23 protein-coding genes are annotated in these 22,039 nt (G+C 64.3%); 20 read left to right on the top strand and 3 right to left on the bottom strand.

Going from position 1 to position 22,039, the window contains the following annotated elements:
• Positions 1-93: 93 nt before the first annotated feature.
• The 7 genes from PSAL_RS02755 to infC all read left to right on the top strand — a co-directional run bounded on the left by PSAL_RS02755 (position 94) and on the right by infC (position 5,793).
• Positions 94-1,086, top strand: coding sequence for an NAD(P)-dependent oxidoreductase (locus tag PSAL_RS02755; protein WP_119839609.1), 993 nt, complete (start codon positions 94-96; stop codon positions 1,084-1,086).
• The gene (locus PSAL_RS02750; RefSeq protein ID WP_119839610.1) at positions 1,086-1,385 is read left to right on the top strand and encodes a DUF2849 domain-containing protein; all 300 of its coding nucleotides are present in this window, start codon (positions 1,086-1,088) and stop codon (positions 1,383-1,385) included. The genes PSAL_RS02755 and PSAL_RS02750 overlap by 1 nt, the downstream gene beginning before the upstream one ends.
• 5 nt (positions 1,386-1,390) lie before the next feature.
• Positions 1,391-3,052, top strand: a complete 1,662-nt coding sequence (locus PSAL_RS02745) for a nitrite/sulfite reductase (protein WP_119839611.1) — start codon at positions 1,391-1,393, stop codon at positions 3,050-3,052.
• Positions 3,042-3,803: a phosphoadenylyl-sulfate reductase gene (locus tag PSAL_RS02740; RefSeq protein WP_119839612.1), complete on the top strand. Its 762-nt coding sequence runs from the start codon at positions 3,042-3,044 to the stop codon at positions 3,801-3,803. The genes PSAL_RS02745 and PSAL_RS02740 overlap by 11 nt, the downstream gene beginning before the upstream one ends.
• Positions 3,800-4,186: a DUF934 domain-containing protein gene (locus PSAL_RS02735; RefSeq protein WP_119839613.1), complete on the top strand. Its 387-nt coding sequence runs from the start codon at positions 3,800-3,802 to the stop codon at positions 4,184-4,186. The genes PSAL_RS02740 and PSAL_RS02735 overlap by 4 nt, the downstream gene beginning before the upstream one ends.
• A 61-nt stretch (positions 4,187-4,247) precedes the next feature.
• Positions 4,248-5,096 (top strand): ferredoxin--NADP reductase, encoded by an 849-nt coding sequence (locus PSAL_RS02730; protein WP_119839614.1) that lies wholly within the window; start codon positions 4,248-4,250, stop codon positions 5,094-5,096.
• A 202-nt stretch (positions 5,097-5,298) separates the two neighbouring features.
• Entirely contained in the window at positions 5,299-5,793 is a 495-nt protein-coding gene (gene infC / locus PSAL_RS02725) for a translation initiation factor IF-3 (protein WP_231388588.1), read from the top strand.
• Between the two features lie 126 nt (positions 5,794-5,919).
• Here infC and PSAL_RS02720 read toward each other — a convergent pair whose 3' ends face one another.
• The 3 genes from PSAL_RS02720 to PSAL_RS02710 all read right to left on the bottom strand — a co-directional run bounded on the left by PSAL_RS02720 (position 5,920) and on the right by PSAL_RS02710 (position 8,459).
• Complete coding sequence (locus tag PSAL_RS02720; protein ID WP_119839616.1) at positions 5,920-6,384, bottom strand: (2Fe-2S)-binding protein; 465 nt, start codon at positions 6,382-6,384, stop codon at positions 5,920-5,922.
• 81 nt (positions 6,385-6,465) lie between these two features.
• Entirely contained in the window at positions 6,466-7,494 is a 1,029-nt protein-coding gene (locus PSAL_RS02715) for a molybdopterin-binding protein (protein ID WP_119839617.1), read from the bottom strand.
• Entirely contained in the window at positions 7,491-8,459 is a 969-nt protein-coding gene (locus PSAL_RS02710; protein WP_119839752.1) for an XdhC family protein, read from the bottom strand. Before PSAL_RS02710 ends, PSAL_RS02715 begins: the two co-directional genes overlap by 4 nt.
• Positions 8,460-8,866: 407 nt before the next feature.
• Between PSAL_RS02710 and PSAL_RS02705 the strand changes: the two genes are divergently transcribed.
• The 13 genes from PSAL_RS02705 to PSAL_RS02645 all read left to right on the top strand — a co-directional run bounded on the left by PSAL_RS02705 (position 8,867) and on the right by PSAL_RS02645 (position 21,724).
• Complete coding sequence (locus tag PSAL_RS02705) at positions 8,867-9,790, top strand: phosphoadenosine phosphosulfate reductase (protein ID WP_119839618.1); 924 nt, start codon at positions 8,867-8,869, stop codon at positions 9,788-9,790.
• Positions 9,791-9,883: 93 nt separating this feature from the next.
• Positions 9,884-10,933: a dihydroorotase gene (gene pyrC, locus PSAL_RS02700; protein ID WP_119839619.1), complete on the top strand. Its 1,050-nt coding sequence runs from the start codon at positions 9,884-9,886 to the stop codon at positions 10,931-10,933.
• Between the two features lie 130 nt (positions 10,934-11,063).
• The gene (locus PSAL_RS02695) at positions 11,064-11,741 is read left to right on the top strand and encodes an orotate phosphoribosyltransferase (RefSeq protein ID WP_119839620.1); all 678 of its coding nucleotides are present in this window, start codon (positions 11,064-11,066) and stop codon (positions 11,739-11,741) included.
• A 445-nt stretch (positions 11,742-12,186) separates the two neighbouring features.
• Positions 12,187-13,671, top strand: a complete 1,485-nt coding sequence (locus PSAL_RS02690) for a replicative DNA helicase (RefSeq protein ID WP_119839621.1) — start codon at positions 12,187-12,189, stop codon at positions 13,669-13,671.
• A gap of 363 nt (positions 13,672-14,034) precedes the next feature.
• Entirely contained in the window at positions 14,035-14,868 is an 834-nt protein-coding gene (locus PSAL_RS02685; RefSeq protein ID WP_119839622.1) for a DUF1194 domain-containing protein, read from the top strand.
• Positions 14,869-15,246: 378 nt separating this feature from the next.
• Positions 15,247-16,296, top strand: coding sequence for an alanine racemase (gene alr, locus PSAL_RS02680; protein ID WP_119839753.1), 1,050 nt, complete (start codon positions 15,247-15,249; stop codon positions 16,294-16,296).
• Positions 16,293-17,075: an MlaE family ABC transporter permease gene (locus PSAL_RS02675; protein WP_119839623.1), complete on the top strand. Its 783-nt coding sequence runs from the start codon at positions 16,293-16,295 to the stop codon at positions 17,073-17,075. The genes alr and PSAL_RS02675 overlap by 4 nt, the downstream gene beginning before the upstream one ends.
• The gene (locus tag PSAL_RS02670; RefSeq protein WP_119839624.1) at positions 17,072-17,818 is read left to right on the top strand and encodes an ABC transporter ATP-binding protein; all 747 of its coding nucleotides are present in this window, start codon (positions 17,072-17,074) and stop codon (positions 17,816-17,818) included. Before PSAL_RS02675 ends, PSAL_RS02670 begins: the two co-directional genes overlap by 4 nt.
• Positions 17,818-18,255, top strand: coding sequence for a hypothetical protein (locus PSAL_RS02665; protein WP_119839625.1), 438 nt, complete (start codon positions 17,818-17,820; stop codon positions 18,253-18,255). Before PSAL_RS02670 ends, PSAL_RS02665 begins: the two co-directional genes overlap by 1 nt.
• Before the next feature lie 2 nt (positions 18,256-18,257).
• Positions 18,258-18,749, top strand: a complete 492-nt coding sequence (locus PSAL_RS02660) for a paraquat-inducible protein A (RefSeq protein WP_231388587.1) — start codon at positions 18,258-18,260, stop codon at positions 18,747-18,749.
• 88 nt (positions 18,750-18,837) lie between these two features.
• Positions 18,838-19,608, top strand: coding sequence for a DNA repair protein (locus PSAL_RS02655; RefSeq protein ID WP_119839626.1), 771 nt, complete (start codon positions 18,838-18,840; stop codon positions 19,606-19,608).
• A 147-nt stretch (positions 19,609-19,755) separates the two neighbouring features.
• The gene (radA, locus tag PSAL_RS02650; protein ID WP_119839627.1) at positions 19,756-21,123 is read left to right on the top strand and encodes a DNA repair protein RadA; all 1,368 of its coding nucleotides are present in this window, start codon (positions 19,756-19,758) and stop codon (positions 21,121-21,123) included.
• A 25-nt stretch (positions 21,124-21,148) separates the two neighbouring features.
• A complete protein-coding gene (locus PSAL_RS02645; RefSeq protein WP_119839628.1) occupies positions 21,149-21,724 on the top strand; it encodes a CvpA family protein in 576 nt (191 codons plus the stop codon).
• The last annotated feature ends 315 nt before the right edge of the window (positions 21,725-22,039 follow it).

Here is a 22,039-nt window from a genome sequence, read left to right as displayed (position 1 = left end):
GAAACAGAATTCCTTATTCCCCCCAAGCCATGGCCTTTGACCGGGATTATTTCCTATATTCAGCACAAGTCAACGATGTGAAATCCGGTAGCCATGCGACATTTTCCGATCTTTGTGAACATGACAGAGGCCCGCATCCTGCTGTCGGGCGGGGGCGAGACCGCGCTGGCCAAGCTCCGGCTGCTGCTGAAGACGCCGGCTGCGATCACCGTGCATGCGCCCGATGCGCTGCCGCAACTCCGTGCCCTTGCGCGGGACCGGCGGTTGACCCTGGTGCAGGTGCCGCTGACGGCAGACGATCTGATTGGCGCGACCCTGGTCTATGCCGCCGACGCAGATCCCGCACGGGATGCCGCCACCGCCGCCATGGCGCGGCAGGCCGGCGTGCTGTGCAACGTGGTCGATGATCTGGAGGCCTCGGATTTCATCACCCCCGCGATGGTCGACCGCGCCCCGCTGACCGTGGCCATCGGCACCGAAGGCGCCGCCCCGATGCTGGCCCGCGCAGTCAAGCGCGACCTCGAAGAACGCCTGCCCACCGGCCTGGCCGATCTGGCCCGCGCCGCCCAGGCGTTCCGCACACGGGCCGAGGCCCTGCCTGAAGGCAAGCCGCGCCGCGCCTTCTGGTCCGAATGGTTCGGCGCCACGGGTCCGGCCGCCCAGGCACAGGGCCGCGACCTCGACCGCGCGCTGGAGACCCAGCTTGCCCAAGCCATGGGCAAGGCTGCCTCTTCGGGGCGCATCACCCTGACCTTCACCGGCAGCGATGACCCCGAACTCTTGACTCTGAAGGCCCGCAAGGCGCTCGATCAGGCGGATGTTATCCTGCATGACCCCGAAATCGCACCGGGAATCCTTGAGCTTGGCCGCCGCGAGGCACGCCTTGTCGCTCTGTCCCATCCCACGGTCCCGCCGCTGCATCAGATCCTGGCGCTGGAGGCTGACAATGGCGCCCATGTGCTGTATCTGGCGGCCGAACCCGTTTCGAAGCATCTGGTCATGGCCTGCCGCCGCTCCGGACTGCCTCTGGACCTGATCCCCGGCATTCCCGCGCCGCACGCCGCCCAATGGAAGGAAACTGCCTGATGGCCCGCGCTTTCACCCCCAAGGTCGTTACCGGCAACGCGCTTCTTGAAGGCGATGTTGTCTATTACACGGCTCAAGGCACCTGGACCCGCAACCTGGCCGAAGCACAGGTTTTGTCCGACCAGGCCGCAGCCGACCTGCGCCTGACCGAAGCGGCGAGCGACCAGAGCCTGATCGTCGGCGCCTACCTGGCCGACATGGCACCCAGCGACACCGGCCCCGAACCCACCCATTTCCGCGAAGAGTTCCGCCGCACCGGCCCATCGAACTACTTCCACGGCAAGCAAGCGGAGGCGTAAGCCAGATGTACAGCTACAACGAATTCGACACCGCCTTCCTTGCCGAGCGCAATGCCCAGTTCCGGTCCCAGGTCGAACGCCGCATCGACGGGTCGCTGACCGAAGACGAATTCCGACCGCTGCGCCTGATGAACGGTCTCTACCTGCAACTACACGCCTACATGCTGCGCGTCGCCATTCCCTATGGCACGCTGCGCAGCGACCAGATGCGGATGCTGGCAACCATCGCCGAGAAGTGGGACAAGGGCTATGGCCACTTCACCACGCGTCAAAACATCCAGTACAACTGGCCCAAGCTGCCCGATGTGCCCGATATCCTCGACGCGCTCGGCTCGGTCCAGTTGCATGCGATCCAGACCAGCGGCAACACGATCCGCAACGTGACGGCCGATCATTTCGCCGGTGCCGCCGCGGATGAGGTCGCCGACCCCCGCCCCATTGCCGAATTGCTGCGCCAGTGGTCCACCGACCACCCGGAATTTCAGTTCCTGCCGCGCAAGTTCAAGTTCGCCGTGACGGGCGCCGACGCCGACCGCGCCGTGATCCGCGCCCATGACATCGGCATCCAACTGGTGGAAAAGGACGGCCAACGCGGCGTCCGCGTCTTCGTCGGCGGGGGCCTTGGCCGTACGCCGGTTATCGGCAAGGTGATCCGCGACTTCCTGCCGGAAGAAGACTTGCTGCCCTATTCCGAAGCCATCGTCGCCACCTACAACGTCCTTGGCCGGCGCGACAACAAGTACAAGGCGCGCATCAAGATCACCGTGAACGAAAACGGGCTGGAGACCTTCAAGGAGCTGACCGAAAAGCGCTTTGCCGAGCTGAAGCCGCTGTTCGGCGGTGTCGACCAGAAGATGCTGGCCGAGATCCGCACGATGTTCGCGCCGCCCGCCTTCCGCAACGCGCCGACCCATGCCTATGACGCGGCGCGCGAGGCCGATCCGGTGTTCCGTGCCTGGGCCGATACCAACCTGGCCGAGCACCGTCAGGAAGGCTACGCCATCGTGTCGATCTCGCTCAAGAAGCATGGCGAGACGCCGGGCGACGCCACGGCCGACCAGATGCGCGCCATGGCTGACCTGGCCGAAACCTATGCCCATGACGAGCTGCGCATCAGCCACGAGCAGAACGTCATCCTGCCCCATGTGCACAAGTCGGACCTGCCCGCCCTGCACGCGGCGCTGAAGGATCAGGGCCTAGCGACGGCCAACATCGGGCTGGTTTCGGACATCATCGCCTGCCCCGGCATGGACTACTGCGCGCTGGCAACGGCCCGGTCGATCCCGGTCGCCCAGGAGATCGCCAATCGCTTCGACGAGCTGAAGCTGGAACACGAGATCGGGCCGCTGAAGATCAAGATCTCGGGCTGCATCAATGCCTGTGGCCACCACCACGTCGGCCATATCGGCATCCTGGGCCTGGATCGCGCGGGCGTCGAGAACTACCAGATCACCCTTGGTGGGGACGGCACGGAAGATGCCGCCATCGGTCAACGCACCGGCCCCGGTTTCGCCTATGACGAAATTACCGGCGCCATCGAGACCATCATCAAGACCTACCTCGCGCTTCGCGACAGCGAAGACGAGACCTACCTTGCCGCCTACAAGCGCCTTGGGGTCGCGCCGTTCAAGGCCGCGCTCTATCCGGAGAAAGCGAATGCCGCCTGAAGCAGCCATGGACTTCGGCAGCACCACCGCGCCCGAAATCGCGGCCAAGGTGCAGATGCTGAACGACCGATACCGGCACCACGGCGCGACCTCCGTGCTGGAGGCCGCGTTGAAGGACCACGATGTGGGCGACCTTGCCATGGTCAGCTCCTTCGGGGCGGAATCGGTTGCGTTGCTGCACCTGGTTTCGGTGGTCGACAACACCGTCCCGGTGCTGTTCATCGACACCCAGATGCTGTTTGCCGAGACCCTGGAATACCAGCAGGAGATGGCCGAACGGCTGCATCTGCGCGACGTGCGGGTGATCCGCGCCAACGAGATCGAGCTGGCGCACGAGGACCCCGACGACACGCTGCACCAATTCGACACCGACGCCTGTTGCGATCTGCGCAAGACCCGGCCGCTGCAGGTTGCCCTGCGCGACTTCGACGGCTGGATCACCGGGCGCAAACGGTTCCAGAGCTCGACCCGCGCGGCACTGGAATTCTTCGAACCGGACGGGCCGACCCGCGTCAAGGTCAACCCCCTGGCCCATTGGCACCCCGAAGACGTGCGCAACTACATGGAAGAGAACCGCCTGCCCAAGCACCCGCTTGTCGCCAAGGGCTATCCTTCCATCGGCTGCGCCCCCTGCACATCCCCCGTGGCCCCCGGCGAAGACCCTCGCGCAGGGCGCTGGCGTGGACAGAACAAGATCGAATGCGGCATCCACGTGGTGGATGGCAAAATCGTGAGAGGACCGCAAGCATGAGTGTGATCGTTACAGACCAGGGCTTTTCCGAAAGTGACTGGGCCGCAGAGCTGCCCGAAGCGGACATGCTGGCCCTGCCGTCGGACACCGACCCCCATGGCGTGGATGTGGCCAGCCTGCCTGCGCTTGTGCGCGTCGAATTCCCCAGCTTCGCCGATGGCCGCGGCTTCACCATTGCGCGCGTCCTGCGCGACCATGGATATACCGGCAAGCTGCGCGCCTCGGGGCACGTGATCGCAGATCAATACGCCATGGCACGCCGCTGTGGCTTCGACGATGTGGAGATCAGCGAAGAGCTCGCCGCCCGCCAACCGGAAGAACAGTGGAAATTTCGGGCAGATTGGACTGCACATAGCTACAGGGACCGCCTGCGCACCGCGTGAAACTTTCCAAATGGTCAAAAAATTGCTAGAGATGGGATTGTAAGAAATCCTTCGTAAAGAGATGACAGATACAGCCGTGAACACAGAAGCCCCTGCGCCCAAGGCGCCCACCCTGCCCGACGCCCAGAAAGTGACTTTCGTCAAACACTGGACAGACCGGCTTTTCTCCTTCCGTGTATCGCGCCCTGCCTCGCTGCGCTTCCGCTCGGGCGAATTCGTGATGATCGGCCTGATGGGCGACGTGAACGAAAAGACCGGCAAGGCCAAGCCGATCCTGCGCGCCTATTCCATCGCCTCGCCGTCCTGGGACGAAGAACTGGAGTTCTATTCGATCAAGGTGCCCGATGGGCCGCTGACCTCGAAGCTGCAGAACATCCAGGTCGGGGACGAGATCATCCTGCGCCCCAAGCCCGTCGGCACACTGGTCCATGACGCGATCCTGCCGGGCAAGCGGCTGTGGTTCTTCTCGACCGGTACCGGATTTGCGCCCTTTGCCTCGCTGCTGCGCGAACCCCAGACCTACGAGGATTACGACGAGGTCGTGATCACCCATACCTGCCGCCAGGTGGGCGAGCTGGAGTATGGCCGTCAGCTGATCGAGGACATCAAGCAGGACGAACTGCTGGCCGAGCTGATCGGCCCGGATTTCCACAAGAAGATCCGCTACTATCCGACCACCACCCGCGAAGAGAGCCCCAAGATGGGCCGGATCACCGACCTGATGCGTTCGGGCGAGGTTTTCGCGGATCTCGGGATCGAACCGATCAACCCGGAAACCGACCGGGGCATGGTCTGCGGCAACCTGGCCTTCAACGTCGAGATCAAGGAGCTTCTGGAAAGCTATGGTCTGGAAGAAGGCGCCAATTCCGATCCCAAGCAATATGTGGTCGAAAAGGCCTTCGTGGACTAGGTTCCGAGACACCAATATACAGGGTGGCGCGGAACCCGCGCCGCCCTGTTTGCGTTCTGACCATGAACCGGGCGTTTTGCGGCTTGAAAAGAGCCGTGTCTGACGTTATTTTCCCGGCTCAAATTCGATCAACGATCAAAGGAAGAAAACCATAGCCCGCAGACCCCACAACGCGCCGCCCACCCGTGACACGGGCCCTCGCGTGAACGACCGTATCCGCTGCCCCGAAGTCCGCCTGATTGGCGCGGAAGGTGAAAACGTCGGCGTCGTGACACCCACACGCGCCATGGCACTGGCGGAAGAAGCCGGGCTTGATCTGGTCGAGATCTCTCCCAACGCGGCTCCGCCGGTCTGCAAGATCATGGATTTCGGCAAGTTCAAGTACGAACAGCAGAAGCGTGAATCCGAAGCACGCAAGAAGCAGAAGATCATCGAGGTGAAGGAAGTCAAATTCCGACCCAACACCGATGTGCACGACTACGAAGTCAAGATGCGCAACGTCTACAAGTTCCTCGAAACCGGCGACAAGGTGAAGGTCACCCTGCGCTTCCGGGGCCGAGAGATGGCGCACCAGAACCTTGGCCGCGAGCTGCTTGAACGGGTGGCCGGCGACGTCAAGGAACTTGGTAAGGTCGAAAGCATGCCCAAGATGGAAGGCCGTCAGATGGTCATGATGATCGGCCCGCTTCCGCGCTGATTTCGCTCTGACAGACCCACCGGACCAAAACGCCCTCCGCTTTCGGGGGGCGTTTCACGTTTCAGGGTTTCGAATTTCAGGGGTGTGTATCAATCAGCGCCGCCACGGACCGCGCCCGGGCCAGCGTCAAAGCTGGCCGGAGGCCGCCAGCGCCGCGCGGACGATGTTGTGATACCCGGTGCACCGGCAGATATTGCCTTCCAGGTGGGCGCGGATTTCGGGTTCCGAAGGCTTCGGGTTCACGCTCAGCAAGGCATCCAGCGACATGACCATGCCTGGTGTGCAGAAACCGCATTGCAGTCCGTGCTCATCCTGAAAGGCCTGCTGCAATACCGAAAGCGTCCCGTCTTCGGCAGCCATGCCTTCGATGGTGCGCACATCGGCGCCCTCGGCCTCGACCGCGAACATGGTGCAGCTTTTCACCTGCAACCCGTCGACATGCACGGTGCAGGCGCCGCATTGGCTGGTGTCGCAGCCCACATGGGTGCCGGTCAACCCGAGGTCCTCGCGCAGGAAGTCGACCAGAAGGGTCCTTCCTTCGACCTCGCCCGAGGCGGGTTTTCCGTTCACCGTCAGATTGATGCTCGGCATGGTTATGTCCTTCGCTGCGTTGGCTGAGCGAACTTAATCACGCGCGCCCCGGAAGGAAAAGGGCCGAGCGCCGCCTTGGGCCTATTTGGGATCGCGCGGCTGGGGTCGTGTCGGAATTTCCTTCAGAAGACCGCCCAGACCCATGCCCGCGATGTCGTCGTGCCCCACGGGCACGTCGCACAGAATGCGTTCCAGCACCCAATCCGCCCCGTTAAGCGCCGGGGCGCGGGCACAGCCCGGCAGGCCGATCACCGGCAGCCCGCGAAGATCGCCGAAGAACAGCAGATTGCCGGGGTCGACCGGCATCCCGAAACGCGTGACCTGCCCCCCCGCCGCGCGCAGGCCCGCCGGCCCCACATCCTGCGGGTCCGAGGTAGCCGAGCCGGTCAGCAACAGAATCGCCCCCAGATCGGAGATCTCGCGCGCAACGGTGTCCAATGCGGCGGCAATGCTGGCGGTCTCATGCGCCACACCGGTTTGCGCCACCAGCGCACCACCGAGCCGGGTGATCCGCAGCGCCACGGCGTCGCGGCCCTTGTCCTGGCCTGTTTCCGTCGCGGCGGCCTTCTGCCCCGCGACCTCGGTCGTGATCAGCGCCACACGACGACGCTGCATGGCGCGCAACGCCAGCCCACCCGACGCCGCCGCGCAGGCCTTTTGCAGCGCGGTTTCGGGTACCGCGTAGGCGATGATCTTGACCGTGGCGACCATGCTGCGCTCGGCCATGCGCTGCCATTGCGGCACCGTGGCAAGGGTGATCATCGGATCGACCCGGTTTACGGCATGGATCTTCTCGGCCGCGATGTCGGCCAATCCCGGACCCGTGGAATAGATGTTCACGCGCCCCGTCGCCGCCTTACCCAGCCGAAGCCCCACCGCCCCCGGATCGGGCACCAGGGCAGCGGCCAGCCGGGCGGCGGCGGTGTCTTCGTCCCGATCCTCTGGATCAAGCCGCGCCACGACAACGTCACCAATGCCCGCCGCGCGCAGAAGCGCCAGATCATCAGCGCCCAACACCGCGCCCTTGCGCAAACGCCCCGCGGGCAGCGTCAGCGAATGCGCCAGCACCGCGCCCAGCGCGTCACCGACGGGCACTGGACCGAATTTCACCGGGCGTTCCTGAGCACATCGACCATCTGCGCCAGGATCGACACGGCAATCTCTGCCGGGCCGGCGGCCCCGATGTCCAGCCCGACGGGGCCATGGATGCGGGCGATATCCTCTTCGGAAAAGCCGCGCGCCAGCAGGCGGTCGCGGCGCCCCGCATGCGTCCGCCTGGAGCCGAGCGCACCGATATAGAAGGCGGGCGATCGCAGCGCCAGTTCCAGCCCCGGATCGTCGATCTTCGGGTCATGGGTCAGCAGCACCAGCGCCGCGCGTGTATCAAGACCGACCTCGGCCAGCACCTCATCCGGCCAATCGCTGTGCAGGACCGTGTCCGGGAACCGCTGCGGCGAGGCAAAGCTGTCGCGCGGGTCGATCACCAGCGGATCAAAGCCCGCGATCCGCGCCATCGGCACCAGCGCCTGCGCAATATGAACCGCACCGACGATGAACAAGCGCAGGGGCGGGTTGAAGATCGTGACGAAGGTGGCGTTGTCTTCCTCCATCCCAGAACGATCCATGCGGAACCGGGCCTCGTGGCCACTGTCTTCGAGACTGCGCGCGCCGGTGCCGGGGTTGACCAGGTAGGCGACCGGGCGGCGCGCGGCCCTTGCCGCGACCAGTGCGCTCAGCATCTCGGCGGGCATGGCGGCACCCACCGGCTCGACCAGCACGCGGATCGTCCCGCCACAGGCCAGACCCACGGCAAAGGCATCCTCGTCACTGACACCATATTCCAGCATCCGGGTCTTGCCGTCCTGCAAGGCCTCCAGCGCTTCTGTCACCACGGCCCCCTCGACGCAGCCACCCGAGACTGATCCCGCCATCTCACCGTCCCCGCGCACCGCAAGCTGGCTGCCCACCCGGCGGGGCGCGCTGCCCCAGGTTTGCACCACGGTCGCCAGCACGGCGCCCTGTCCGGCCTCATGCCAGGCCAGGGCGCGTTCCGGGGTGTCGTCGAACAATGTCATGGCCTTGTTTCCTTTTTCCCTGTCCATCTGCGGCGTCCCTGCCCTTGCCTTCGCAAGATTGAAAGGGCAGGTGCGCGCCCAGGTCCCGGCGAACGGATTCCGCGCAAATTTACTCGCTCAAGCTTCTGTCATCGCACCGGGGCTTGCAAGGGACGCGGCAAGATGACCCCGTGCATCCGATTGACCCCTGCGCCGGAACTTGCCAATCTCCGGGCCGAGCGGAAAGCGGGACAGATGACAGGACAGAAAAGACATCGGCACGGTCGGGTTGCGGCCCCTTTGCGGGGCCGGTGAATGCCGACCAAAGCTGTGTCCCCCGGCTGGTCGATCCCGCATCATGAGCGCGGTCTTTCCCCGGTTGCGCCTTTTGCGGGCGTATCGTCCTGCCTTGCCACCCCAGGAACACAATGACCGAGGGATCCGCGACCGGGACCGAAACCGAGGCCTTGGACGGAATGGACGCCCTGCCCGATCTGCGCGGCCTCTCCCTGGTCGATTGGCGCGCCGCCTTGGCAGGGACTGCCGAGGCCGCCGGGGATTTCCAGCCTCTTGGTGTCAACCATGCTGCCGCCCTGATCGAAACCGGGCGCATCCTGCTTGTCACCTTCGAGGATGAAGCGACGATTCGTGCCCGGCCGGGTGCCCGTCCGCTCGGCTGGGCCATGGTGGAACGATCCCGCTGGTCGCACCTGGCCCTCATCAGCCATGGTCAAAGCTGGTTTCGCGATCCGGCGATTCATGCCTATTTCGATCGCCTCGGCGATGACGGATTTTTCGAGGATTTCACCCAGGTGATCTTCTATGGCGCAGGCCCGGCTGGCTATGCCGCTTGCGCCTGTTCCCTGGCGGCACCGGGCGCGCGGGTTCTGGCTATCGCCCCGCAGGCGACGCTGGACCCGGCAAGGGCGGGTTGGGACCACCGGTATCGCGTCGCGCGGCGGTTAAGTTTTTCAGGACGCTACGGCTATGGCCCCGACATGCTCGACGCCGCCGACCGGGCACTGCTTCTGTTCGACCCCCATGTGTGCCTGGATGCCGCCCATGCCGCACTTTATCACGCGCCCCATGTACATCCCCTGCGCCTGCCCTGCTTCGGCACGGTGGAAAGTATCGAGAACGCGCTGCTGGACCTCGGCCTTTGGCAAGGCCTGCTGCATCACCTGGCACAGCCCATCCCAAAGCCGCGCGACCTGGCGGGAATGCTGCGGGCAAGGCGCACCTACCCACCCTATCTCCTGGCGCTGCTGCGTGGCCTCGATCACCACCGCCACCCGCGCCTGAACATGCTTCTCTTTCGCCATATCGCCCGGCTTGCGGACACCCTTGCCTGAGCGCTGCGCGACCGGACGCTCATCCCTCTCCAGCACGAGGCAGGCCCGGGCAAGCCTCTGGCGCTTTTGCCGGACTTGCGCTAATCGGCAGACATGACCGAACGCCTCGTGATCCGCCGCCCCGACGACTGGCACCTGCATCTGCGCGATGGCGCGATGCTGAAGGCCGTCCTGCCCGAAACTGCGCGCCACTTCGCCAGAGCCATCGTGATGCCCAATCTGGTGCCGCCCGTGGTGACCGGGGCAGAGGCCGGCGCCTACCGCGACCGGATTCTTGCCGCCCTGCCAGACGGCATGACCTTCGAGCCGCTGATGACGCTCTACCTCACGGAAGAAACCGATCCCGAAGATGTCGCCGTGGCCCATGCCTCCGGCCTTGTGAAGGCGGTCAAGCTTTACCCGGCCGGGGCGACGACCAACTCCGCCTCGGGCGTGCGCGATTTCACCAAGGTCCGTCCGGTGCTGGAACGCATGGCCGAAATCGGCCTGCCGCTTTGTACGCATGGCGAGGTCACATCAGCGGATGTCGACATCTTTGACCGCGAGGCCGTCTTCATCGACACGGTGCTAGACCCGTTGCGCCGGGATATCCCGGAACTGCGCGTGATCATGGAACATATCACCACGTCCCAGGCCGCCGATTACGTACGCGAAGCCCCCGCCGGACTGGGCGCGACGATCACGACCCACCACCTTGCGATCAACCGCAACCACCTACTGGTCGGGGGCATCCGCCCGCATTACTACTGCCTGCCCGTTGCCAAGCGCGCGAGCCACCAGCAGGCCTTGCGCAAGGCGGCCACCTCGGGCGACCCGCGGTTCTTCCTCGGCACCGACAGCGCTCCGCACGTCGATGCGGCCAAGGAAACCGGCTGCGGCTGCGCGGGCTGCTTCACGGCCACCAACACCATGGCGATCCTGGCCCATGTCTTCGAAGAAGAAAGCGCGCTCGACAAGCTCGAAGCCTTCGCCGCGCTCAACGGTCCCGCCTTTTATCGCCTGCCGGTCAATAACGGCACCCTCGTGCTGGAACGCCGCACGACCGAATACCCCGTGAAGATCGAAACCCCAGACGGCCCTGTCACTGTCTTCGACCCCGGCTTCACACCCGCCTGGCACGTCGCCTCGGTCAGTGCGGAATGATCTGTTTCCCTGTTGAAAATATCCCCGCCGGAGGCTTGAAAGCAAATGGCGCGCCCTTTGGCCGCCCCATGCCTCCGGCGGGGATATTTCACAACAGGGAAACATGCAGACTTTTCAAGAGGACAGCGCAATGATCCCCAGTTCCTATCCCTCCCGGGAAGAAATCGCGCGGCTGAGTGCCGCCATGTTGCTTGATATCGAGGCGGTACATTTCAATGCCGACACGCCTTTTGTCCTGGCTTCGGGTCTGCCGTCGCCCACCTATATCGATTGCCGCAAGCTGATCTCCTATCCGCGCATCCGGTCGACGCTGATGGACTTCCTGGCCTGCACGGTCATGCGAAACGCCGGACTGGAGGCCTTTGACAACATTGCCGGGGGCGAGACGGCCGGCATCCCCTTTGCCGCGCTGGTGGCCGAGCGGATGGCGCTTCCGATGACCTATGTGCGCAAGAAGCCCAAGGGCTATGGACGCAATGCCCGGATCGAAGGGGTCATGACCGAAGGCGAGCGTGTATTGCTGGTAGAGGACCTGACGACCGATGGCGGTTCCAAGCTGTCCTTTGTCGATGCCATTCGCGACACCGGGGCCGAATGCGGTCATACGGCGGTGATCTTCTACTACGGGATATTCGACGGGGTCGAGGACTCCCTTGGTGCCCATGGCATCACCCTGCATCATCTTTGCACCTGGTGGGATGTACTGGCCGAGGCCCGGACCCGGACGACTTTCTCCATGGAAACGCTGGATGAGGTCGAAGCCTTCCTGAAGGCGCCGCGGGCCTGGCAGGATGCACGCAAGGACTGAGAATCGGCTCGGCATTCCTGCCTGAAACCGCCCAAGCGGACAGAGGGCGACCCCAGGATGCCTGCGCTGGCTTCGAATAGGCGGCGATGCGGCGATTTCCCGCGATCCGGCTCGGCCGTTTCCTGCCTTGGACGCAGCAGATGTTGACGCAAGGGGCGCTTTTGCCACATCATCTTGAGGACAGCGTCTCATACACAGGTTAACCACAGGTTATCCACAGGATATCCCATTTGCCTGCGACAGGGGTCGTTCTGTATGTAGCTTGCTCACGGGGGCTTTGGACTGATCCACTATCCGGACGGCTTCATTCGAAGTATCACGCGGCATCGGACAGGTGCTGAGGTCCGATAGAGTCTTCCTCCGTTCAGGCAAAAACGACCCGCGGGGCATCATCGCGGGCCGGGACGTTCCGACAAGGCACGCCCCGCATCGAGGGATAGGCAGAATGAACGACGCATCGGTTTTCAACGCGACCGGCACGGATGTGCAGATGGCGGGCAGCATGCCCCATTCCGTCGAAGCCGAGCAGCAGCTTCTGGGCGCCATCCTGACCAATAACGATGTCTATGACCGGGTGGCCGCCATCATCGGCGCGCATCACTTCTATGATCCGGTCCACGCCCGCATCTTCGAAACCGCCGCCGCGCGGATCGCGAAGAACAATCTAGCTTCGCCGGTGACGTTGAAGGCCTTTCTGGCCGAAGACGAAGGCCTGAAGGAACTGGGCGGACCGGCTTACCTGGCCAAGCTGGCCGGGGCGGCGATTTCGTCCTACGCGGTGCGCGACTATGCCCAGATGATCTATGATCTGGCGGTGCGGCGCGAGCTGATCCGGCTGGGCCAGGATATTTCGGCCCGCGCCACCAAGGTGGATGTGGACAGCGATCCCAAGGAGCAGATCGTCGAGGCGGAACAGAAGCTCTACAAGCTGTCCGAACAGGGTCAGGCGGATTCGGGCTTTGTGTCGTTCCTCAAGGCCGTGACCGAAGCCGTGCAGACCGCGAATGCCGCCTATATGCGCGAAGGCGGGCTGGCCGGTGTCTCGACCGGGCTGGTGGATATGGACCGCAAGCTGGGCGGGCTGCACAAGTCGGACCTGCTTATCCTTGCCGGGCGCCCGTCCATGGGCAAGACGTCGCTGGCGACCAACCTCGCTTTCAATATCGCCAAGGCCTACAAGCGCGGGACCCTCCCGGATGGATCGGTCGGGGCGGTCGAAGGCGGCGTCGTCGGCTTCTATTCGCTGGAAATGAGCGCCGAGCAGCTGGCCGCGCGGATCCTGTCGGAAGCCTCCGAGGTGCCGTCCGAACAGATCCGCAAGGGCGACATGACCGAAGAGGAATTCCGCCGCTTTGCCCAGGCCGCCCGCGATCTGGAAAGCTGCCCGCTGTTCATCGACGACACCCCTGCCCTGCCCATCGCCCAGCTATCCGCCCGCGCGCGGCGTCTGAAGCGGACCCATGGGCTTGACGTGCTGATCGTCGACTACCTGCAACTGGTGCGTGGCACCGCCGAGAACCGTGTGAACGAGATCGCCGAGATCTCGATGGGATTGAAGGCCATCGCAAAGGAGCTCCAGATCCCGGTCATCGCCCTGTCGCAGTTGTCGCGTCAGGTCGAGAACCGTGAAGACAAGCGTCCGCAGCTGAGCGATCTGCGCGAATCCGGCTCGATCGAGCAGGATGCCGACGTCGTCATGTTCGTCTTCCGCGAGGAATATTACGTCGAACGCGAGAAACCTTCCGACGACAAGCTGGATGAAATCGCCGCCTGGCAGCAGCGTATGGAACGCCTGCATGGCAAGGCAGAGGTCATCATCGGCAAGCAGCGGCACGGTCCCATCGGGTCCATCGAGCTGAGCTTCGAGGGACGTTTCACCCGGTTCGGCAACCTCGTCAAACCCTGGCAGCAAGGCGCCGAGGATTACTGACGCCGCGTTTATCCGCGCGGAACAACTTTCTGTCTTTCCTAGATCATCCGCCCGTCAGGCGGGACCCAAGACCCTTTGCCAGCCCCGCCCACCGGCGGCGGCGGCGGCGGCGGACAGGTAGCCTGCGGGCCACTTCGCACCTGCAGCAAAATATTGCCAAATTGTTAAGCATCCGGCCGCATTCAAGTGGACCGGTGGATCCTGCGATCTTCTCATAAAATAAGAAAAATTTGAAGTGAGTAGGCTCGCGTTAAGGAAGAATGGCCCAATCTCTGTGCATCTTATGTGGCAAGTACCGCATTTCGACGCTGCGATGCAGCATAAAAGCTGGACAGAACTCCGAACCGACGGGACATTTGCCATATGCGGTATTTCCTCTTCCTCCTTCTTTGCCTTCTCCCCGCGCGTCTTTCGGCGGATTTCGCCGACTACACTTATGATCCGACCATTATCGAGGTCGATGTCGAACTTGCGCTGATGGTCGACGTCTCGCGTTCCATGACCCCCAACGAGCTTGAGATCCAGCGGCATGGCTATGCCGCGGCCCTGACCAGCGCAGACGTCATGGATGTGATCGAACAGGGGTTCCTGGGCCGGATCGCGGTTGCCTATGTTGAATGGGCGGGGCCGGGCAATCACCGGGTCGTGGTCGACTGGATGACCATCGGCAGCATGGATGAAGCCCGCCAATTCGCCGCTGCGCTGATGGAAACACGACCCTTCGGGATGCAGCGGACCTCGATTTCCTCGGCGCTGGATTTCGCGGCCGACCTGATCGAGGACAATGGATTTCAGGGTCTGCGACGGGTGATCGACGTTTCGGGCGACGGGCCGAACAACTCCGGTGATCCCGTTGCGGCGGCCCGGGACCGCGCCCTGTCGCGCGGGATCGTCATCAACGGTCTGCCACTGATGACCGCAGAAGGCGTCGGCAGCCGCTGGACCATCGATGACCTCGACGCCTATTATCGCGATTGCGTCATCGGCGGCCAGGGGGCCTTTGTCATCCCCGTTGCCAGCTGGGAGGAATTCCCGACCGCCGTGCGCCAGAAAATCCTGCTTGAAATCGCCGCGATCCAGCCTCGTATCATGCGCGCCAGCAGCGTCATTCCGGCGGCGGGCACCGCGCCCGGCACCTATGATTGCATGGCCGGCGAAAAGGTGTGGGACCGGTTCCGCCAGAACTGGGAACCCTGAGGTTCAGACCCCGGCCCTCCGCCGGTCTGCGCCCGAAGGTCGGATTCTGCCCGGGCGATGAGCGACCCACGCCCCGGATGGCCGGTCTTTCCGATCCCGGTCATTGCCCCCCACACCGTCGGCGACCTTCCCCTTTGCCACCATCCCCGGCAAGGCCCTCATCACAATCTGTAGCCGATGACGATCACGCGAGGTCCGGTACCGCGACCGTCCTGCCCGGCGGCTTCCTGCCGGGGCCAGCGGAGCCTTGTGAAAAAGGCGCAGATGTTGGTGATCCCCCCCAATTCCGCCCCGGGAACGGGCCGCGAATGGGTCGAAGTGGGGGGCAGTCAGTATATTCCACTTGCGTGCAACCTTCCGCGCCAGCAAAAAGCCCCCATGAGCACCGCAAGCCTGACCATCGACCTCGACGCGCTGACCACCAATTGGCGCATGCTGGATTCCGTTTCCTCCGACCGGGTTGAGACCGGCGCGGCAGTCAAGGCCAATGGCTATGGGCTGGGCCTTGGGCCGGTCGCCAAGGCGCTCGTCTCGGCCGGGGTCCGACGCTTCTTCGTCGCCGTTGCCGAAGAGGGCGCCGAATTGCGCCGCGCCATCGGCCCGGACCCCGAGATCAGCGTGTTCTCGGGCCATATGCAGGGCGACACGGATTTGCTGGCCCAGCACGGGCTGACGCCGATGATCAATTCCGCCGATCAGCTTGTCCGCCAGTTCGAAACCCTGCCCGGTCAGCCCTTCGGCGTGCAACTCGACAGCGGCATGAACCGGCTCGGCATGGAGCCCGCCGAATGGGACAGCCTGCGCGACATCACCATGAGCCAGGAGCCGACCCTGCTGATGTCGCACCTGGCCTGCGCCGATGAACCCGGCCACCCGATGAATTACCGTCAGCTTCAGACCTTCCGCGGCATGACGGATGGCCTGCCCGTGCGCCGGTCTCTGGCCGCCACCGGGGGCATCCTTCTGGGCCCGGAATACCATTTCGACGTCACCCGCCCCGGCGTCGGCCTTTACGGCGGCATGCCCTTCGAAGAAGCCCGGCCCGTTGTCCAGATAGACCTGCCGATTATCCAGACCCGCGAAGTCGATACCGGAGAGGCCGCCGGATACGGCAACACCTGGACGGCCACGCGCCCCAGCATCATCGCCACTCTGGCCGCCGGCTATGCCGATGGCATCCACCGCCTGCTCGGACCCAAGACCAAGTTGTACGCCGGAGAGGTCGCCTGCCCCATCGTCGGGCGGATATCAATGGACCTGATCACCGCCGATATCACCGACCTCGACGGCTATGTCCCTGACAGCCTCAGCCTGCTGAACAGCGCCCAGACTGTCGATATCCTGGCCGATAACGCCGATACAATCGGGTACGAGATCCTGACCTCGCTCGGACAGCGCTATGCCCGGCGCTACGGGGCGTTGACATGATCCTGCTCAGCCCGGTTGCGGCACTCGGGCGCGCGGCCCTTGGTTTTCTGGCCATGGTCGGGCGACTGGCGATCTTCTTCGGCCAGACCCTGTCGCATATGGTGCGCCCGCCCTTCTATGGCCGCGAATTCGCCATGGCATTGCTGAACATCGGCTGGCTGTCGCTGCCGGTCGTCGGGTTGACGGCGATCTTCACCGGGGGCGCGCTGGCCTTGCAGATCTATGCCGGCGGGTCGCGATTCGACGTACAGGCCGTGGTGCCGCAGATCGTCGCGCTCGGCGTGGTGCGCGAACTGGGGCCCGTCATGGTCGGGCTGATGATCGCCGCCCGCGTGACATCTTCCATCGCCGCCGAAATCGCGACCATGAAGGTAACCGAGCAGATCGACGCCTTGGTCACCCTGTCTACCCATCCGATGAAGTACCTGACCGTTCCGCGGGTGCTGGCGGCCCTTGTCACCGTCCCGCTGCTGGTCGGCGTGGGCGATATCCTGGGCATCATGGGCGGCTATGTCGTTTCGGTCCATTCGCTGGGGTTCAACCCCGGTGTCTACCTCAACAACACCGTGAATTTCATCGAGCCGACCGATATCATTTCCTCCCTCGCCAAGGGCGCGGCCTTCGGGGTCATCGCCACGGTGATGGGCTGCTACGGGGGCATGAATTCCGGGCGCGGCGCACAGGGCGTCGGCCAGGCGACCAAAAGCTCGGTCGAGGCGGCCGCCGTGCTGACCCTGGCCGCCAACTTCCTTCTGACGGGGGTCTTTTTCTCGGCATGATCAAACTTGAACAGGTAGAGAAAAGCTTTGGCGCCAACGCCGTCCTGCGGGGCGTGGATCTGGAGATCCCGCGTGGCAGTTCGATGGTCATCATCGGCGGCTCCGGCACCGGGAAGTCGGTGCTGCTGAAATGTGTGCTCGGGCTGGTGCAACCCGACAGCGGCAGGATCCTCGTCGATGGCAAGGACGCGGCCAAGGGCGACCGGGATGCCTTCCTGGCCCGCTTCGGCATGTTGTTTCAGGGCGCAGCGCTGTTCGACAGCCTTCCGGTCTGGCAGAACGTCTCGTTCCGCCTGCTGCGCGGCGCGCTGAAACGCCCCCGCGCCGAGGCCCGCGAAATCGCCATTGAAAAGCTGCGCCGCGTCGGGCTGACCGCCGATGTGGCCGACCGCTTTCCCGCCGAACTGTCGGGCGGCATGCAAAAGCGTGTCGGGCTGGCCCGCGCCATCGCCGCCGATCCGGAGATCATCTTTTTCGACGAACCGACCACCGGGCTGGACCCGATCATGGCTGGGGTCATCAATGACCTGATCCGCGAGATCGTGACCGAAATGGGCGCCACGGCGATGACGATCACTCATGACATGTCCTCGGTCCGGGCAATTTCGGACAATGTGGCGATGCTGCACGGGGGCAAGATCCGCTGGACCGGACCGGTCTCGCAGCTGGATGCCTCGGGCGATCCCTATGTCCAGCAATTCATCACCGGCAGCGCAGAGGGGCCGATCGAGGCTGTGCGCTGATGGCCCTCGGTCCCGGCACCCCTGTCTGGACCGGCCTCACCGCCGCCCTGATCTTCGTGATCCCGCTGCTCGCCGGGTGGGCGATGTGGCACCGCCGCCGTATTGCCCGGAAGGCCGCCGAGACGTCGGGCTTCAACGCCGGCCCCGCGACTGCCGTGGTATGGCTGATCTGGGCCCTTGCTTTTATTGCAGGGCTGCTTCCGGCCTGGCTGTCCGGCAGCTACGGTCTGTTCGTTTCGGTCCTGCTCTTTGGTTTCACCCTTTGGGACTGGCTGACCAGCCTGCGCGGCGCGCGGTGGCGCGCAGGTGATTTCGCCACAGCGCTGCTTTCGGGCCTTCTGGCCGCCCTCCTGATCTGGATCTGGGTCATCGCCACGCCGACCAGACCCACAGAGGCACCCCTGGCCCCGCCGCCTGCAAAATCGATCAGAGGCTGAAGATGGCCGCCCCGTCAGGCCCGGCCCGGCTGATCTTCCTCGCCAACCTGTTGCTGTTGCTGATCTATCCGATCTCCTGGTTTGCGCCGCTTGCGCGGGCGGGCGTCTTGCCGATTTTCGGTCTGGCGGAGATTTCGATTATCTCCAGCCTCGCTGCAATTTGGGGATCCGACCCATTTCTGGCGCTTCTGGTGGCGTTTCTTGCCATGATGGCCCCGCTGGCCAAGACCCTGGGGCTGACATTGGTACTGCTTGGTCGGGCCAATCGCCGGTGGCTGCCTTGGATCCGCGCCCTCGGGCGCCTGGCCATGGCAGATATCTTCCTGATTGCGCTTTATATTTCCCTGGTAAAGGGGCTGGGGTACGGCCATGTCGAAACCGCCTGGGGCCTTTGGCTGTTTACCGGATGCACGTTGGCCTCTCTTGCCCTGTCGGCGCTGACCAAGCGAAGCTTTGGGGCAACACTCGGCGCAATGCCCCGGGATTCGAGTTAAATTTTGGGAACCGTTAGGGGCGGGTTAAGGTTTTTCTGGGGACCGGCATAATTCCGCCGGCCAGCCCCTTTGCCCGAAAGGACTGCCAATGTCCCCGTCTGCAAACAGCTTTACGGTCTTGCGCGATCTGGCGCAGCGCCTGACGCAGGTGATCAGCTTCGCACTTATCCTCGGCCTCGCCCTCGCCCTGTTGACAGCCAGCCTCCTTGCCGCCTTTGGCATCCTTCCCTGGCCCGATCTGATGCTGCAATACGGCGAAACCAGCTATCAGGTCGGCCCGGCGTTGCAGATCGGCCTGACGGTCCTCGCCCTGGGCTTCTGCGCCTACCTGCCCGCAAACGCCCGGATCATGGCACTTGAGACGTCGCACCGCCGATTCCGGATCTCGATGCAGGATGTGATCCGCGCCTATCATGCCGCCCATGCCGCAGATCGCTCTGGCGCCTTTACGATGTCCGAACAATACGACGCGGTGCGCGAACGCATTCTCTACATGCGCGATCATCCCGATCTGGCCCAGCTTGAGACCGACATCCTGGAAACCGCCGCGCAGATGTCGACCGCCTCCCATGAGCTGGCTGAGATCTATTCGGACGACAACATGGCCCGCGCACGTGGCTTTCTGGAACAGCGGCAAACTGAATGCGACGCGCTGGAGGCCCGCATCGCCGAGGCAAACCGCAAATCGATCGAGCTGCGCCAATGGGTGTCGGCGGTTGAAATGGACGAAAGCATCGCCCAGGCGCAGTTGAATCGCCTGCGGGACGAGCTGTCCGACCTGCTGCCCGAACTGGACGAAGAGCCCGGCATCGATCCCCGTCTCAACGGTTTTGCCGCCAATCGCTTGCCAGCAGAATAGATTCGCCGAGGTCGACAGGGATTTGCAAACAACTGTGCCTTGATTTGCAAAGGGACCGACACTCCCGCCCGCCTTCGCCCTGTCCTGCCGCCCCGGCAGCACCGATCCCCGATTGACCGCATCGGCCCGCGCAGGCAAAAGCGGCCCATGGCAAAACCCGTAACCACCTTTTCCTGTTCAGCCTGCGGGGCCACTTCGACCAAGTGGTCGGGGCGCTGCGATGCCTGCGGGGCCTGGAACACCGTCTCGGAAGATGTGCCGCTCTCCACGGGCCCCTCGGGCAAGACCCTCGGCGCGGCGCGCGGATCGCGGATTGCCCTGACGGATCTGTCCTCGAAAGAGGCCCCACCGCCCCGCACCGCATCCGGCATGCCGGAGCTCGACCGCGTTCTGGGCGGCGGACTGGTCCCGGCTTCGGCCGTGCTGGTGGGCGGCGATCCCGGCATCGGCAAATCCACCCTGCTGCTGCAGGCGGCAGCGGCCTTTGCCAACGGCGGGCTCAAGACCTTCTACATTTCCGGCGAAGAGGCCTCGGCCCAGATCCGCATGCGCGCCGATCGCCTTGGCCTGGCGCAATCGCCGGTCCGCCTTGGCGCCGACACGGCCCTGCGCAATATCCTGACCACCCTGGACGAGGAACGCCCCGACCTGGTGGTGATCGATTCGATCCAGACCATGTGGAGCGACACCGTCGACAGCGCACCCGGCTCGGTCAGCCAGGTCCGCGCTGCCGCGCACGAGCTGACGACCTTTGCCAAGCGTCGGGGTGCCGCCGTCATCCTTGTCGGCCATGTCACCAAGGACGGCCAGATCGCCGGCCCCCGCGTGGTCGAACACATGGTCGACACCGTGCTCTATTTCGAAGGCGAACGCGGTCACCAGTTCCGCATCCTGCGCGCGGTCAAGAACCGCTTCGGCCCGGCCGACGAAATCGGCGTCTTCGAAATGACCGGCAGCGGGCTCTCACAGGTCTCCAATCCCTCCGCCCTGTTCCTGTCGGAACGCGGCAAGCCCAGCCCCGGATCGGTGGTCTTTGCCGGCATCGAAGGCACCCGCCCCGTGCTGGTCGAAATCCAGGCCCTCGTCGCCCCCTCACCGCATTCCCAACCGCGCCGGTCCACCGTCGGCTGGGATGGCGGGCGGCTCGCGATGATCCTCGCAGTCCTCGAAAGCCGCTGCGGAATTCCCTTCGCAGGGCTCGATGTCTACCTCAACGTGGCCGGCGGCATGAAGATTTCCGAACCCGCCGCCGACCTTGCCGTCGCTGCCGCCCTGCTTTCGGCGCGCGAAGACAGCGCATTGCCCGCCGACACGGTCGTCTTTGGCGAGATTTCCCTCTCCGGCGCCCTGCGACCGGTGGGCCAGACGGAAAACAGGTTGAAAGAAGCGGAGAAACTTGGTTTTTCATCCGCAATCGCTCCAGAAGGTGGCAAGCCGGGCGGGGCAAAGGGGCTGAAGCTCACCCGAATGGGCGATCTGACCAGCTTTGTGGGCGAGATTTTCGGCGCCGGGTAAGCGCGCCTAAGGAGAAGACAGGTCTATGGACGGTTTCACACTTATCGACGCCATTGTTGGCGCGGTCATTCTCCTGTCGGCGCTGCTGGCCTATTCGCGCGGCGTCATGCGCGAGGTGCTCGCCATCGCCGGCTGGGTCGTCGCAGCGGTGCTGGCCTTCGTCTTCGCCCCTTCGGTCATGCCCCTGGTGCAGGAAATCCCCTATGTCGGTGACTTCCTGTCGGACAGCTGCGAACTCTCGGTCATCGCCTCCTTCGGCGTGCTTTTCGCCATCGCTCTCGCCGTCGCCTCGCTCTTCACGCCGCTCTTCTCTTCGGTCGTGCAGCGTTCGATCCTCGGCGGCATTGACCAGGCGGCTGGCTTCCTCTTCGGCGTCGCCCGCGGCATCCTGCTCGTCGCCATTGCCTTCTTCGTCTATTCCACGGTCCTCAGCGCCCAAAGCGTCCCCATGGTCGACAATTCCCGGTCCGCCCAGGTCTTTGCCCGCATGACCGGCCAGATCGAAGACAACGACCCGGAACGCGCCCTCGGCTGGATTACCGCGAAATACGAGGACCTGACCGGCACCTGCACCGCCACCACCCCGGTCTCCGGCACCTGACTCCGGCACCTGATACCCGGCCCTCGTGGTGCGCGCCTTGCCCGCGCGCACCACGCCAGGGTTTCCCTGTTCAAAATATCCCGGGTGAATTGGGGCCACCGGCCCCAAGAGGGCAGCGCCCTCCGCCAACCCTGCCGCTTTTGCAGGCGTTCTGCCCCATGCCTTCGGCCACAGCCCCCCCCCCCGGCAGCCATTCTTTTGCCCGCCCGATAGTCATTCGCCATAGTTCACCATTCTGTCATGATCGCCCCGTGACACTCCCCCTCAAGGCGCGTATGAGGGGCCCGTCGGACATGACCGGAGTCGGAGCATTTC

This window comes from Pseudooceanicola algae, assembly GCF_003590145.2.
GTDB lineage: Bacteria > Pseudomonadota > Alphaproteobacteria > Rhodobacterales > Rhodobacteraceae > Pseudooceanicola > Pseudooceanicola algae.
The sequence above is the reverse complement of the archived record's forward strand: the minus strand, read 5'-3'. Positions and strand labels throughout refer to the sequence as shown.